We start from the raw sequence: 15411 nt of genomic DNA on the forward strand, positions 1-15411 counted from the left end.
ACCTATAGGAATAACCGAAAAGTATAAAATGAATAATTCGGAGAGATTAGTTGTGGTAACGGGCGGAACCAAGGGAATTGGGAAAGCGATTATCCAACGATTTGCAGCTGATAGATATGCCATTGCAACCTGTTCTAGGAGCGAGAAAGACTTAAATGCATTGAGAGATGAGATTAATGATTCGTTTGAATTGAGGATTCACACTTTTGCTGCAGACCTTTCAAAACAAGAGAAAGTAAACGATTTCATTGAGTTTGTAAGAATGATTGGGAAGCCAGTGGAAGTTTTGATCAATAATACCGGAGTGTTCATTCCAGGGTTAGTGCATGAAGAGGAGGAAGGCACCTTGGAAAAGATGATGAATACCAATTTATATAGCGCGTATCATCTTTCCAGAGGAGTTATCCCGCAAATGAAAAAAGAGAAGAAAGGACATATTTTCAATATTTGTTCTGTTGCTAGCTTGAAAGCTTATCCGAATGGTGGTTCTTACAGCATTTCCAAGTTTGCTATGTATGGATTCTCTCAGGCATTGAGGGAGGAGCTGAAGGAATTTGGGATTAGGGTAACATCAGTGTTAGCAGGAGCTGTTCTAACACCCAGTTGGGACGGCGTAGATTTACCTGAAGAACGATTCATGAAACCGTCGGATATTGCTGAAACCATACACGCCACTTATGAGTTGAGTGAGCGTACTGTCATTGAAGACATAGTTTTAAGACCTCAATTAGGAGATATATGATCCAAAAGTATTGCAATAGCCTTACCCATTACTCGAGGAGAAAGACTCGTGAAGTATTTATTGGAGATGTGCCCTTAGGTGGAGACAATCCAATAAGAGTGCAGTCAATGACTACAGTCGATACGATGGACACGATGGGTTCGGTAGAGCAAACCCTAAGAATGGTTGAGGCTGGGTGTGAATACGTGCGTATCACAGCTCCAAGTATTAAGGAGGCGCAAAACCTGGAAAACATCAAGAATGAGCTTCGTAAAAGAGGATGTGATGTTCCTTTGGTGGCGGACATTCATTTCACACCAAATGCTGCAGAGCTAGCAGCTACCATTGTGGAGAAGGTGCGAGTGAATCCAGGCAACTATGCAGACAAAAAGAAATTTGAACAAATCGATTATACAGATCAAGCGTATGCCGATGAGCTGATGCGAATAGAAGATAAGTTTTCACCACTTGTTGAAATCTGTAAGGCCAACAATACAACAATGCGTATTGGAACCAATCACGGTTCACTGTCTGATCGAATCATGAGTCGGTATGGCGATACACCTTTGGGGATGGTGGAATCCGCATTGGAATTTATTCGCATTTGTGAAGCCATGGACTACAAAGATTTGGTGGTCTCCATGAAGAGTAGTAATCCTCAGGTGATGGTGCAAGCCTATCGTTTGTTAGTAAATAAACTTGACGAAGAAGGACTGGAGCCATACCCTTTGCACCTTGGTGTGACTGAAGCTGGAGAAGCTGAAGATGGCCGGATAAAGTCTGCGGTAGGTATCGGTACATTGCTGGAAGATGGACTGGGAGATACGGTTCGGGTATCCCTCACTGAAGAGCCAGAAGTGGAAGCACCGGTAGCAAAAATCATGGTCGACAGGCTGGTTGAAAAAGTAAACCAAAAGCCGATTGATCCAATCGAAAAATACGCCATTGATCCATACGAATATCACCGGAGAGCTACGGAGGAAGTATTTAATTTTGGCAACGAAAATGTACCTAGAGTCATTGCTGATTTTTCAAAATTGGCGAAAGTTGAAGTGAAAGATTTAAAGTCTGTAGGTCATAGCTATTTGCCAGAATTGGATAAATGGGGGATGAATGATTTGGGTGCAGATTACATTTATACCGGTGCTAATCCCATTGACTTTATGTTGCCAAATGGACTCAAAGAGATCCAAGATTACGAAGTATGGGTATCAGGCAGTGATCAAGTAAATAAGTTTCCATTAATTGCTGATTTACAAAAAGTTGAAACGCTTCATGAGAAGTTAAACTTTATATTGGTAGATACAGATAACTACGACCAAACAATCTTTGGTTTTGTTGAAAAAACGGCCAATACGGTGCTTATACTGTATTCTGGACAGTCTCATGCCACTGCAAGTATCAGAAGGTTCGTCGTTGAGCTCATTAACCGAGATTTGAAGGTGCCGGTAGTTTTGAGACAAGGTTATGCTTCGCTGTCTGAGGATGAATTGATGATACACGCTTCCACCGATGCGGGCACTTTGTATGTCGATGGCATTGGTGACGGTATCATGCTTTCCCCTAATGACGCTTCAACGGTTGAGGAATTAAAATTGTACAACAACACGGCCTTTGGTATTCTTCAAGCAGCACGTACACGGATCACAAAAACGGAATATATTTCTTGCCCGTCATGTGGTCGGACACTCTTCGATTTGCAAGAGACCACAGCGATGATTCGTAAGCGTACTGACCATCTAAAAGGAGTCAAAATTGGAATCATGGGATGCATTGTAAATGGTCCTGGAGAGATGGCCGATGCGGACTTTGGATATGTTGGTTCCGGTAAAGGAAAGATCACATTGTACAAAGGGCAGGAAGTTGTTAAACGAGGAGTTCCATCAGAGCAAGCGTTAGACGAACTTATCGAACTCATCAAAGAGCACGGACGGTGGGTTGAACCTGAGGGTGCTGAGGTTTAGGATTTTTCAAAACCCACATGCATTTGTTGGTTGACTTTTGTTTAGTGGGTTGAGAATAGAGTAATATTTGATTTTCATATCATTAAACTATTTTAGGAAAATGGAAGTACGATTTGAAGATCATTATTTTTCAGACGGCATGAGATGGACAGTTTTGATCATTTTAGGTGCCTTGGACATCTATCTTCTTTTTTGGTTTCAAGCATTCATTTTTGTTGGTATTATAGCCTTAGTGATTCTTTACTTTTTCACAACAAAGTATGTGACGATCATAGATACTCAAAACAAAATAATCAAGGATTTATTTTTTGTCTTTCTTATTAAGTCTGGGAAGTATCTTAGATTCAGAACCTTGCATAGTATAAGAATTGATAAGCAGCGGTACACATACAATGCAAATCAACGCGCTAGAGACAGAACAGCTGATTACTTCATTTATACAGGAACCTTGTTATACGATAATAATAAAAAGCTAGAATTAAGTACCAAGACTGATTATAGCTGGTTCAGTTCAGAGATGAAAAGATTAGCCGAAGAACTTCAAATCCCTTTGGAACGATCTTACTAATATCTTTAAACCCACCTTCTTCATTGTTGGTGGTTTTTTTGGTTTTAAAGGGTGGATGAGTGAGTTTCTATATTTTTAATGCGATGAATGCTTCTCCAAATTTTACAATGCTATTAATGAAAGTGCTAGCACTCTTGCTTGGAATCTTCATTACTTTAGGTTGTAAGGCCAATTCGGCAATTCTTTTACAAGAAACTTATGAGGATCAGGTCAGATTAGTACTTAAAAAACTCGAAGAAGGAAAGGAGATAAGCTCAGATGAATTAGTCCATGCAATTCCAAGTAATAGAGATGATGCAGCAATATTCTATGCGTTTGACTATGATGAATCAACCAGTAAATCATTTCAGAGGTTGAATAAATTAATAGTCATGAAATCTAAGGAAGGAGATAAGAAGGTGCTTACTAAATATATTTTATTGTCTGAGTTTGTAGATGGCTATTTTGCTGAAGCTTATTTCGATGAAATCGAAACTATTTCAAAAAATGAATCTGATATCTTCTGTGAAATCTATATCAGCCAAGATTCTGAAAGAGTGACGAGATTAAAGGGTCTATATCAATCAAATTGTAATTAATGTTTTAATGCGTCTTGCCCCCCCCCACTAGGCGTAGGATTCTCTACGCCTTTAGTATTTAGTTAGCTAATGAATAGAAAGGCGTTCCGGTATATTTCATGTTGCCGAAATGTTATTTTGATAACTCTTTTCACAAATACCCAAAATAGGGTATATGTAATTCTGAAAATTCCATTTATACTTGCTGCATTATCATTTGATAATACATCACCGTCTTTGCACCAAGAACGTATCGTTGGCCCCATCCATTTAACTGGGATGTAAATCTATTGATGAAAATAAATAGAGGTGCAACAGCTGCGCATTAGCAAAATACTGATGCCGAGGTTTTGACACAGTTGATAATTCTTTTAAAAGAGTATTTAATGAGATCATATAAACAACCTAACACGATGACCCGATTCATAAAACATGTTTTAACCTCGGTTATACTGGTAACCATTGCTCAAACTGGCTTTGGGCAAATAAGAGGAGGTGAAAATCTGATAATGCCGCCGCCATCTCCGGAGGCAGCAGCGTTTGCGGAGTATGGAAACCATGCGATTTCATACTACACAGGCAAGCCTAATATTTCAGTACCAATTTATGATATAAGCTATGGTAAGTTGAACCACAGTATTTCACTGGATTATTCTCCCGGCATTCAAGTGACCCAAATAGCATCTAATGTGGGACTAGGATGGAATTTGAGAGCTGGTGGTTCAGTGGTGAGAAATGTACATAATTTGCCTGATGATCATACTCAAGGGCATAGCTATGAGCCATTTTATAGCAATGCGAGCTATGGTAATCAGACGGTAAATTATTATTTCAATTATTTCCGAAATAATGGAATGGATGAGGGTGTTCATTTTACCGAAAGCTCCGGAATACTTGAAGATTATTTTGATTTTAAGGAAGATATTGAAATTAAGTCGTTAGAGACCGTTCCTGATTCATACACATTCTCAGTTGATGGGTTATCTGGTACCATATATATAGATTATGATAACAATACAGCTTTTTGCCTAGAACACCCGGATATAGACGTTGAAGTAATATTCAGTAATTGGCAAAATTCAAAGCCTATTGTAGGATGGGTTATTACCGATAAGATGGGTACTACCTATAAATTTGGAGGACATAGCTCACCAAATAGTATTGAATCAACATTGAGCTACACCGAGAATATTGATTTAGAATATGTAATTAAATATAACTCAGCATGGAACCTCACAGAAATCTCTTCCTATGATGGTAAAGACGCCATTCATTTTGAATATGGAACTAGACAATCGTACGATCAGGAGCAGTCGTATTTTAGTCAAACATCAAGAACTGACACACATAATGAATCTTATGGAAGTTGTTTCCAAAGTACTTCAACCAATCATAGCAATTCGAGTTCTTACAGGATAGAAAAAGGATTTTTAGAAAGTATTGCCATTGGCAGTAGTAGTAATAAACTGATAACCTTCGAATATGATCTTTCAGAGAGAATTGATTTAAAAGGTCAGTATGCGCTAAAGAATATACAAATAAAAAATCATGAAAATGAGGTTTTGAACCGCGTAAAATTGCATCACGATTATTTCGGGGATCCGACCTCAACGCATGAGCATGATTCGAGACTCAAATTAGATAAAGTCGCTCTATATGATCAGACGACTAAGCCTCAAGAATATTCATTCACCTACTTTTCTCCAGAAGATGTTCCATCAAGAACCTCAATGGCTCAAGATTGGCTGGGATATTATAATGGCGAGAATAGTAATAAATCACTAATTCCGGTGAATCCTGAATTTGATAATCACAATACGGATGCTGGCAATAGAGATTTCTCATTTAACCACAGTAAAGTGGGGACGCTTCGTACAGTTACTTATCCAACCGGTGGTTCATCGGAGTATTTCTATGAAACAAATACAACGACCTATTGGCAAAGTTTCACACGATTTGAGGTAGCTGGATCTGAGGGCTTAAGTGGTGGTTCTACGCCAGAAAATATTGCAAGTAATCCATTCTCTTATTGTGATGATTTAACTCCTGATATCATTCCTGATATTGAAATGAAAACATTTACCATTGATGAGGAAGGTTATTACAGAGTGAAGTACGAGCGTATTGGGACTCCAGGTGTTGATCCGCTGATTGAAGCCTTTTTTTACGAAGGTGATAGAGATGACTACTGTGACCTGTATGAAGAGCCATTATTGTTCAAAGTGAACACTCCTGAGATTGATGAAAAAGAGGAAGGAATCTACCTTGAAACAGGTACCTACTCCATAATGGTTGTAAACTCAGATCCGAGTATTCAAGTAAATCTAGCCGTTGGAAAATACGTTACAACTAACAGTGAATTAATCAAAGATTTGGGTTCGCTTAGGATTGGGAGAATAGTAGACAAGAATGAAGAAAATGTAGCAGTTAAGGTAAGGAAACTTCAATATGGGAATGGCGAATTTCATAGAGGACTTGCTTTTGAGAAATTGATATATTTTGAAACTCCGAATGTCTCAGGGGCTGGAGAACATCCGGTAACGTGCAATGCTCTTCAACGGTATTCGCACAACTTAAATACACCTACCAGGTATGAGGTTACCTATCCAACGGTAACTGAACTTTCATACGATGGAACGGAAACAACATTCAATGGAAAAACGGAATACAATTATTACAATGAGTCAGAAGGGAGGCTTCAATATCCACTACCGTTAATTAAGCCTCTGAATGGAATAAATAAAAGCACGAAATACTTTAGATATAGTCAGAGCCTTCAAAAGTTTGATTTAGTAAAGAAAGTAGAAAATGATTTTGAGGCTCTAGAAATAGATACTTCGTTGGATCCACCATCCAAGGCCTTTTGGTTTAGTTATGTAGATGATGCTTTTGTAGATGTTGGATTATACAAGGATTCACAATCATCCTCAACCTATTATTTTATGGGAGCGCCTTCAAATACAGTAGATTTTCTAGCCTCGCATGCTGGAGGTTCAGAGGGATATCTGGTAGGGGAAACCCAAAGATGTGGTATAGACGGTTTGCACTTGGTTCGTTGTTACCCTGGTCCGGTTAGTCATTTTTATAGACAAGTTGGTGGAGCAAGAAGGTATTGGATGAAAAACCTTTCTTCAACCACTGTTGATTATTTCCCAGAAAGCGGAGACTCATTAATGGTTCGTACAGTTAATGAATATGGAAGCAGTGATCACTATCAAGTAACCAAAAGTGAAACGATCAATAGCGATGGTACCAGTAATATTTTTTACTATGATTATCCACATGATGTTTCTGATCAATCATCTGCTATGAACTACTTGCTTGCTAGGCATAGAATAGCAGAACCGATATATTTGAAAGAAACGTTTGATGATGGAAGTGGTGAAATAGAACTAGCTCGCAAAGAAACTACGTATGCTGATTTCGCCACATACTACTTGCCGTCAGAAATTTCCATAAGCCAACCAGGGGGACAACCTCAGGTGACTAAGGTATTGAAGTATGACAGTAGAAATAGAATTCGAGAAATTCAAAACACTTCTGGGATTGCTTCTACTTACGTCCATGGATATGGAAGTGGACACATTATAGCAGTAGCCGAAGGAGCAACTTATGCTGAATTTTTAACAAGCCTAGGAGGTTCAACTTCACTAATTGGTGATGGAGGTAGAGCATATAGCGATGCCCAACATAATACCATTGTAAATAACCTTTCCAATGCTTTTGTTACAACCTACGAATACAAAGATGGGGTTGGGATGACGAAAATGAGAGATCCCAATGAGCGTAAGACATTGTTCGAATTTGATGACTACAACAGGTTAAAGCTTGTCAAGGACAATGAAAATAAATTGGTGAAGGAGTATAATTATAATCATACCAATGCGCCACAAACCATAGAAGGCAGTATTGATATCAGTGGAGATCTGATTCAAGGATCGACTGTTACTTTCACTGCCAACATCACCACAGCCTTGACTGGGAATACAACGTATCGTTGGGACATCGATGGGACGATCTACGAGGGGTCAGCAACCGTATCGCATGTTTTTGATACCGAGAGAACCAATGTTCCAGTAACGCTCCGAGTCTCGAATATCAGCTTTAATAGTCTGGAAAAAACTGAATTTATTGATGTCGAAGAAATACCATTTACAGGACAAATTTCGATAGTTGGGTGTGCAGATAATGATGCCATAAATACCATTTCCGTATCTGGTTTGTCAGCATATCGTCCGGAGGAAATACAGTATGAATGGAAGATCGCAAATGAGGTGGTAAGCACCGAACCTTCTTTCGATCATGTTTTTGGAAATGTTACCAATACCGACATGGTGGTTAAGCTGACAATGACCAGTCCTTACTATGGAAATACGGTTCAGCGTATTAAGACAAGATACATTGTAACAAATCCGTTACCAACGGCACTTATCATTTTTAACGCAATATCTTCTCAAGATTCGATCAATCATTTCTTGCCTGTTAGCACTGCTGTTCCAAGTCATAGTTGGTTTAGTGTGGATGAGATCACTTCCGAATACATCAAGGTGAGTTTCGATGATTATTTCGTCAATGATACAAGGGAAGGCACTATCACAGTAAACTACCTTGATCCATCGTGTCCGACCAAGATCATTGATGTCAGACAATTTGGAGATGATGGCTCTGGCGGAAGCGGAGGCGGAGGCGGTAACCCATGTGATCCAGGCTGTGTACTATCTGGGACCAAGTGTATTTGTCAATAATCTAAGCCAGCAATCAAAATACTAGAGAAATGAAAAACATTATCAATAATTATATACGAATTATACTCATTACAATTACTACAACTTTCTTGTATGATGCGGCTGCTCAAGATTGTGCATCACTTGAAACAGCTACCTACAGTGGTGAAACAACCAAAGGATCATTTGACGCCTATGGCTCGGCGTCTTCTGTTGCGTTTACAAAAGTTGCCGATGATCAATTGAAAATATCTGATTTTTCGGCAGGCTTTCTTTCAAATTTTGGAAGAGCAGTTGTTGAAGTCACGCTAAATGTAAATTGTGATGGTAGCATTGAGCCAATCACATTTAGTACTGAAGCTGGCGAGACAACCATTACAGGAGGTCTCTATACCAACACTGAACTTAGGCTCGACTGGGAGATTCCATTCAATAACCTAGTAGAAGAATCAATTTTCACCAAAAACTAACCTACCGATGTTAAAAAGAATTTTAACCTACACTACAATCGCGCTTGGCTTGTTTTTAAGTGAAAGTGCATTTTCCAATGATGTCACTGGTCCATCACCAGTAATCGTTGATGAAGTACATACGTATCAATTAGACAACGAATTTGAGTCGTTTTACCTCGCTCCAAGTTGGGAAATAACCGGAGGTACAGTACAAAGCACCTGGCAGACAGGCTACGACTATTTTGTAAGTATTGAGTGGACTTCAACCGGTACCGGGACAGTTACCTTTAAAAATGGATCGATTGTCATTGATGCATTGAATGTGACTGTAAATAGCTGTCCACCGCCAACAGCAGGTTCCATTAGTGGTGACCAAACAATATGCTACAATGGCTCTCCTGTTACCTTGAATAATGTGACGTCAGCGGGGGGTGGAGATGGGAATATTGTTTACAAATGGCAGTATCAAGACGTTGGCACTAGCGGGTGGACAGGTATAAGCAGTTCAAATTCTGCTTCTTATACTCCAACACACAACCTAACTACTGATCGCTACTATCGTAGACGTGCAAGATCCTGCGATCAAAATAGGTTTACGCAGCCAGTACTCATAACGGTCTTGGATGACCTCAATCCTGGCTCGATCACTGATCTCACACAAACCTTATGTTTTAATGAGGACGCTCCGATGATGACTACTGATGCTTTGCCTTCCGGAGGAGGGGGATCTGGCTATACGTACCAATGGCAATCAAGGCCTGTTGGAGGCAGTTGGTCAAACATAAATGGAGCTACTTCACAAGCATTTGATCCTTCCAACCTTACCGCCTCAACAGAATACAGAAGAGCGACTATGGTTGCTTGCCAAACGAAGTATTCTAATATTGTAAGTGCCAATGTATATCCGGAACTACTTCCAGGAACAATTGGAAATGCGCAGGTTGTATGTATTGCTAATGGTTCCCCAAGTGCGCTGACGAATATCAACTCTGCATCCGGTGGAGATGGTACAATTAATTACCAATGGGAAAAGAAAAATAGCCAAGGACAATGGGTAGAGATTGCTGGTGAAACCAGTGCGACCTTTACTCCTCCTGCAGATGCTGGTACCAATGAATACCAGCGAAGAGTAGAATCCTGTGGACAAATTAAATACAGCAACTCAATCAGTGTTTTGGTATATCCACCACTATCCATGTTTAACGTAAACTATACAGGTGGGAATAGAAATTTTGGTGATCTGATTCCAACAATTGATGGTGAGGCTACAACAGGTGGAGATGGAGTAATAAGCTACCAATGGGAGAGGAAGCTTAGCTCAGAAACAGAATTTTCACCAATTGCTGGAGCAACATCTGAAGATTTTGATCCTGGTTATGCTTTTGAAAGTGCAGAATATAAAAGGATAACTATATCGTGCGAAACTGAAGAAAGCAACACAGTTTCAATTACCGTCAATCAGCCTGTTATAAGCGCGCCCAATGGTACTGCTTTGCAAGTTGACTCTGAGCTTTCGGTGCCGAGTCTTAGTGGGTTTGGCTACCAATGGATCAAAGATGGAAATGCATTGACTGGTGAAACCTTAAATACATTAAAAGTCTATCATCCTGGAGCGTATCAGGTGAATATCAGTGCTCCTAATGGGCAAATATATTCTTCTGCACCGCTCACTCTTTCCGACGAAGCGCTTTTGCAGGGTACCAACTTTGTTAAAGTGCGGGTTTACAGAAAAGCGGTAGACAGCGCAGACGAACTTACTCAGATTGGAGATGCAACCGATCAGTATACCTATTACGATGGATTGGGAAGACAAGAACAATTGGTGAATGTAGTGAGCTCACCAACCTACGAAGATGTGATCAAGCCAATCGAATATGATGAATTTGGTAGAATAGCCAAAGACTATCGACCATACGTGGAAGGCAAAGGAGGAATAAGGAAAGCCAATGCGCTCAATGCGACCTACGCCAACTCTGATCATGCAGCGGATTACAACAACTCTGTGTATGCCAGTGAGGGGAATGCTTTTTCGGAGGTTAGATACGAATCAAGTCCGCTTAACCGGCCGATTAGACAAGGTGCAAGTGGAGATTCTTGGAATGTAGATGGCAATAACGCAGTAACGTTTGAGTATGCGACAAATGAAGATACTGATGGTGTCCGACTTTTTGATTTGTCTACCCTACTTTCTGGTGCAGTACAGTATTATGACTCAAGCCAGCTATACAAAAATTCAACAACAGATGAAGATGGTAATATTACCCTTGAGTTTAGCAGCAAGGAAGGAAAGACGATATTAAAAAAATCGCAAGTTAATGCAACCGATTGGGCTGAAACGTATTACATCTACGACAATTACGATCAATTAGCAGTAGTGCTGTCACCACAAGCTACATCTCTACTTGATACTGACTTTTATGGTCAATCGGTGGAAGCTCGTAAGGACTTTTTAAATACCTGGGCTTTCTTATATAACTATGACAATCGCAGCCGAATGACCATGAAAAAGGTGCCAGGTGCTGATTCAGTATTTATGGTCTATGATGAATGGGACCGACTGGTGCTTACACAAGATGGTGTACAGCGTCAAAACGATCATTGGCTCTTCACAAAGTATGATCAATTGAATCGACCAATCATGACTGGTTTGATGTCTGGTGGAACTGAAAGCCAGGAAAGAGATGCTGTAAACGATGTTGCCGGACTTTATGATCGATCAGAATCTTTCGATGTAGCAGGCACACATGAATATACCAATACTGCATACCCTCCCCATAGTCAGGTGGATAAATATTTAACAGTCACCTACTACGACAATTATAATTGGGACAACAGTGGGCTGGCATTTACCAACCCAACAGGATTAACAGTTAATAATGCAATAAAAGGTCAGGTAACAGGGACATTGACAAGTTCTGGAGATAATGCGTTCATCAAAAGTGTAAGCTATTACGATGAGAAATACCGTGTGATTCAGACGCAAAGCACCAACCACCTAGGAGGAACAGATATCGTCACCAATTACTACGACTTTATTGGTCAGGTGACTAAGAGTATTAGTTCGCATAATGATGGAACTACTACGACTAACATTACTCGCAGGTTTGAGTACGATCACGCAGGGCGTCTGCTAAATACCTATCATCAGATCGATAATGAAACTGAGGTACTGATTGCATCGAATAGCTACAATGATTTGAGCGAACTGGTTGAAAAAGGTTTACACTCAGTAGCTGGGGGCACCTTCGTACAGTCTTTGGACTATACCTATAACATTCGTGGCTGGCTTACCAGCATCAATGATAGTGACCTAACATCTTCTAATGATGGAGATTTATTTGGTTTAAATCTAATATACGATCAGGTCGATAGCGATATTTCAAATTCGACTTATTACAATGGAAACATAGGTGGAATGAAGTGGAGTGTTCATTCAGATGAAGTTGAGACTGAATTGAAGGAACGTGGTTATCGATTTAATTATGATAAACTTAATAGGCTTACAGGTACCAATGCGAATAGAAATACTACAGGTTGGGGACCTGTTTCTCATTTCCGAACACAATACACTTATGACTTAAATGGAAATATTGATGTATTGAGACGCTGGGGAAATGCGGCAACACAAATCGATAACTTAGACTACGATTATTCTGGTTCAGGCAATCAATTAAAAGAAGTTACAGATAATACTGCCGACACCTTAGGTTTCCATGACAGGAATACTTCAGGAGATGATTACGAATACGATGCCAATGGCAACATGGTAAAGGATAGAAATAAGGAAATTGATTCAATTCACTACAATCACCTTAACCTTCCGGTAAAAGTTGCTTTTGAAACAGCTGGCGATAGCATAACATACCTCTACGATGCCGCGGGCATCAAGCTGCAACAAGTGGTTTACAAAGCTGGGACTGTGGTGAAGGTGACTGACTATGTTGGTGAATTCATATATGAAACCGAGTCCGGAGGTAGTAGATCCTTATCGTTGATTCAACATGAAGAAGGCCGTGTCATCCCGAACGAAAGTGAGGGATCTTACGACTATCAATACCACCTCAAGGATCATTTAGGGAATGTTAGATTGACTTTTAGTACTACGCCAGAGGAGTATGTCATATTTGAAGATTATGAAAGTACTGGTGATAGCGATTTTCAAGACTTGCATGATATCAGTCTTTCCAATAGAAACACCACAACACCGTATGCTAGCAATGATCGAGTGGATGCGTTGGGCAGTGGTGTCACTAGCTCAATGATTTTGTTGTCCATGAACAAAGGAGACACAATAGATCTTGGTGTCAATGTCAGTTATACAGACGCTCAGGCAGGGAATACGTTTTTGAGCATCGGTTACAATGCACTGTTTAACTCCTTTGATGGCGCCTTTGGTGGGGTTGAGGGTGTGCAATCCACATCAACAGACTTCAGCGATGCGCTGAGCAGTAGTCATATGACTGGCAAAGATGTTGAATCTGCTCCTCGAGGGTTTTTGAATTATATTTTCTTTGATAAAGAGATGAAGTATGTGAAAGCAGGCTTTCAGCAGGTCAGTACAGCAGGTCATACTTCAGGTCCAAACACCTATGAGGTATTGGAGATCAATGACATCATAGCTGAGCAGGAAGGCTACATTTTGGCTTACTTGAGCAATGAAAATCAAGAAGCTATTAATATTTATTTTGACGATTTTAAGGTGACCCATTCCAAGACGAATGTGGTGAGCACGCAGGATTACTATCCTTTTGGCCTGGCTTTTAATGAGAGTGTGAGGGTGGCTTCTGTGGCTCAAAGGTTCAAATACAATCAGGGCTTTGGAGAGAAAACATTCCAAGGTTTGGATGGAAAGATGTTCAAGACTGAAAGAATGGCAGAAATCGGTCTAGACATGACAAAGCTAAGGATGTATGATTATTCTCTTGGAAGATTTATTAATATTGACCCACTGGCAAATGTCTCACCTCAGGAAAGTTGGACATCTTATCAATATGCGTACAACAACCCTATTAGGTGGAATGATCCTTATGGTGATTGTGCTTGGTGTAAAAAGAAATGGGCGCAAGCAGTAGATTATGCAAGTGGTGTAGCAAATGCAGTTGCATCGAATAATGTTCTAGGTGCAGGGCGTCAAAGCGGAGGAAGTTCTAATTTCCAAGCAGGACAAGCACTAGGCGATAGGATAAGTTTAGTTCAAGGTGCTGCTGAGATTGCATTAGGAGCTGTTATTACTGCTGGTGGTGCTGGTGTAACTGTTGGTACTGCTGGTGTTGCATCACCTGTTTCAGTACCTGTGGCAGCCGCAGGAGTTGCAGTTGTTGCTCATGGAGCTACAGTTGCAGGTACTGCAATGGGCAACTTGAATGCTAATTCAATCGAAAAACCTCCAAGAGGAAAAGGGTCAACCCCTCCAAGTGAGAGAGATCCTAAGAGGGTTTACAATAAAAAAGAAAAGCAGGAGATGCTCGATGATCAGGGTGGAAACTGTGCTCAATGCGATCAACCTAAAACTGTTGATGAAGTAGATGGTCATCATTTAAATAGACATGCAGATGGAGGGAAAACAACAAAAGAAAATGGAGCAGCTGTTTGTAAAGATTGCCACAAGAAATTACATAGTAAAGAAGAATGAACGAGAAGCAAAAATTTTTAGAATTAATTCAATCAAATATCCATGAGCATGGATATCATGTTACAATTGTAAATAGCAAAACAGATCCAAGATATGCTTACACCATTGGACTATTTGAAGATTATGGTTTTGAATTAATTCTTTCAGGAGGGATAATTTTCTTGAAAGAGGATTTGTATAGAATTTTCGAATCAGTGGTATCATTAATTAGAAATGGTACAAAAGCTCAAAATTTGATCACCAAATTGGATGATTTAGGTAGCTTTTCTTTACAAGAGGTAGATGGTTCGTGGAGCGATCTAATGATGTTGGGTGTGTTTGATTTTTATAAAATAGATAAAGTAGTTTCATATCAAATCATACCTGATAAGAAACATCATACTTTAGATATCCCTGACATGAATAAAAAGTGGGACTCTAAGCAAGAACCAGTTTGGAAATGGCTTGTTGAGAAATGGGAATATTCATTACCTGATCATTCGAAAGTCATAACAAATATTGATGCTTTAAAGGGAGAAGTAATTACAGAAGTTATGAGGTGGGAAGAAGACGAGTTGGAAATGTTTGCTGGCGCAGGTCCTGATGTGGAAAAGGAAGAAATGAGAGTGGTTTCCTTAGGTACATTACTTGGTATTGATAATTCCCTTGAAATAGTTAATGAACTTTCTGTTGGTAAAGGGATTTGGAGAGACTCTACTGAAAAAAAATGGAATCCTTGGGGAAAATAACTCTAACACTGGACATACTACCCCTCTAGGCCACTTTACAGAATGTCACTTTTGTAAGTGAAACA

General features: G+C 39.8%; 8 protein-coding genes. All 8 read left to right on the top strand.

What is annotated here, in order from left to right:
- The first annotated feature begins 28 nt into the window (after positions 1–28).
- The 8 genes from ACY650_RS16880 to ACY650_RS16915 all read left to right on the top strand — a co-directional run bounded on the left by ACY650_RS16880 (position 29) and on the right by ACY650_RS16915 (position 15346).
- On the top strand, positions 29–742 hold the full coding sequence (locus ACY650_RS16880; protein WP_462249217.1) for an SDR family oxidoreductase: 714 nt from the start codon (positions 29–31) through the stop codon (positions 740–742).
- A complete protein-coding gene (gene ispG, locus ACY650_RS16885) occupies positions 739–2685 on the top strand; it encodes a (E)-4-hydroxy-3-methylbut-2-enyl-diphosphate synthase (RefSeq protein ID WP_462249219.1) in 1947 nt (648 codons plus the stop codon). The genes ACY650_RS16880 and ispG overlap by 4 nt, the downstream gene beginning before the upstream one ends.
- A 100-nt stretch (positions 2686–2785) precedes the next feature.
- On the top strand, positions 2786–3253 hold the full coding sequence (locus ACY650_RS16890) for a hypothetical protein (protein WP_462249221.1): 468 nt from the start codon (positions 2786–2788) through the stop codon (positions 3251–3253).
- A gap of 59 nt (positions 3254–3312) precedes the next feature.
- The gene (locus ACY650_RS16895; protein WP_462249223.1) at positions 3313–3831 is read left to right on the top strand and encodes a hypothetical protein; all 519 of its coding nucleotides are present in this window, start codon (positions 3313–3315) and stop codon (positions 3829–3831) included.
- A 365-nt stretch (positions 3832–4196) separates the two neighbouring features.
- Complete coding sequence (locus ACY650_RS16900; protein WP_462249225.1) at positions 4197–8555, top strand: hypothetical protein; 4359 nt, start codon at positions 4197–4199, stop codon at positions 8553–8555.
- A gap of 29 nt (positions 8556–8584) precedes the next feature.
- Positions 8585–9004 carry a hypothetical protein gene (locus tag ACY650_RS16905; protein ID WP_462247798.1) on the top strand — a complete coding sequence of 140 codons (420 nt, stop codon included), beginning with the start codon at positions 8585–8587 and terminating at the stop codon, positions 9002–9004.
- A 7-nt stretch (positions 9005–9011) separates the two neighbouring features.
- Positions 9012–14618, top strand: a complete 5607-nt coding sequence (locus ACY650_RS16910; protein ID WP_462249227.1) for a DUF6443 domain-containing protein — start codon at positions 9012–9014, stop codon at positions 14616–14618.
- Positions 14615–15346, top strand: a complete 732-nt coding sequence (locus ACY650_RS16915; protein WP_462249229.1) for a DUF4262 domain-containing protein — start codon at positions 14615–14617, stop codon at positions 15344–15346. The genes ACY650_RS16910 and ACY650_RS16915 overlap by 4 nt, the downstream gene beginning before the upstream one ends.
- Positions 15347–15411 lie beyond the last annotated feature (65 nt).

Source organism: Ekhidna sp. (assembly GCF_963691765.1).
GTDB lineage: Bacteria > Bacteroidota > Bacteroidia > Cytophagales > Cyclobacteriaceae > Ekhidna.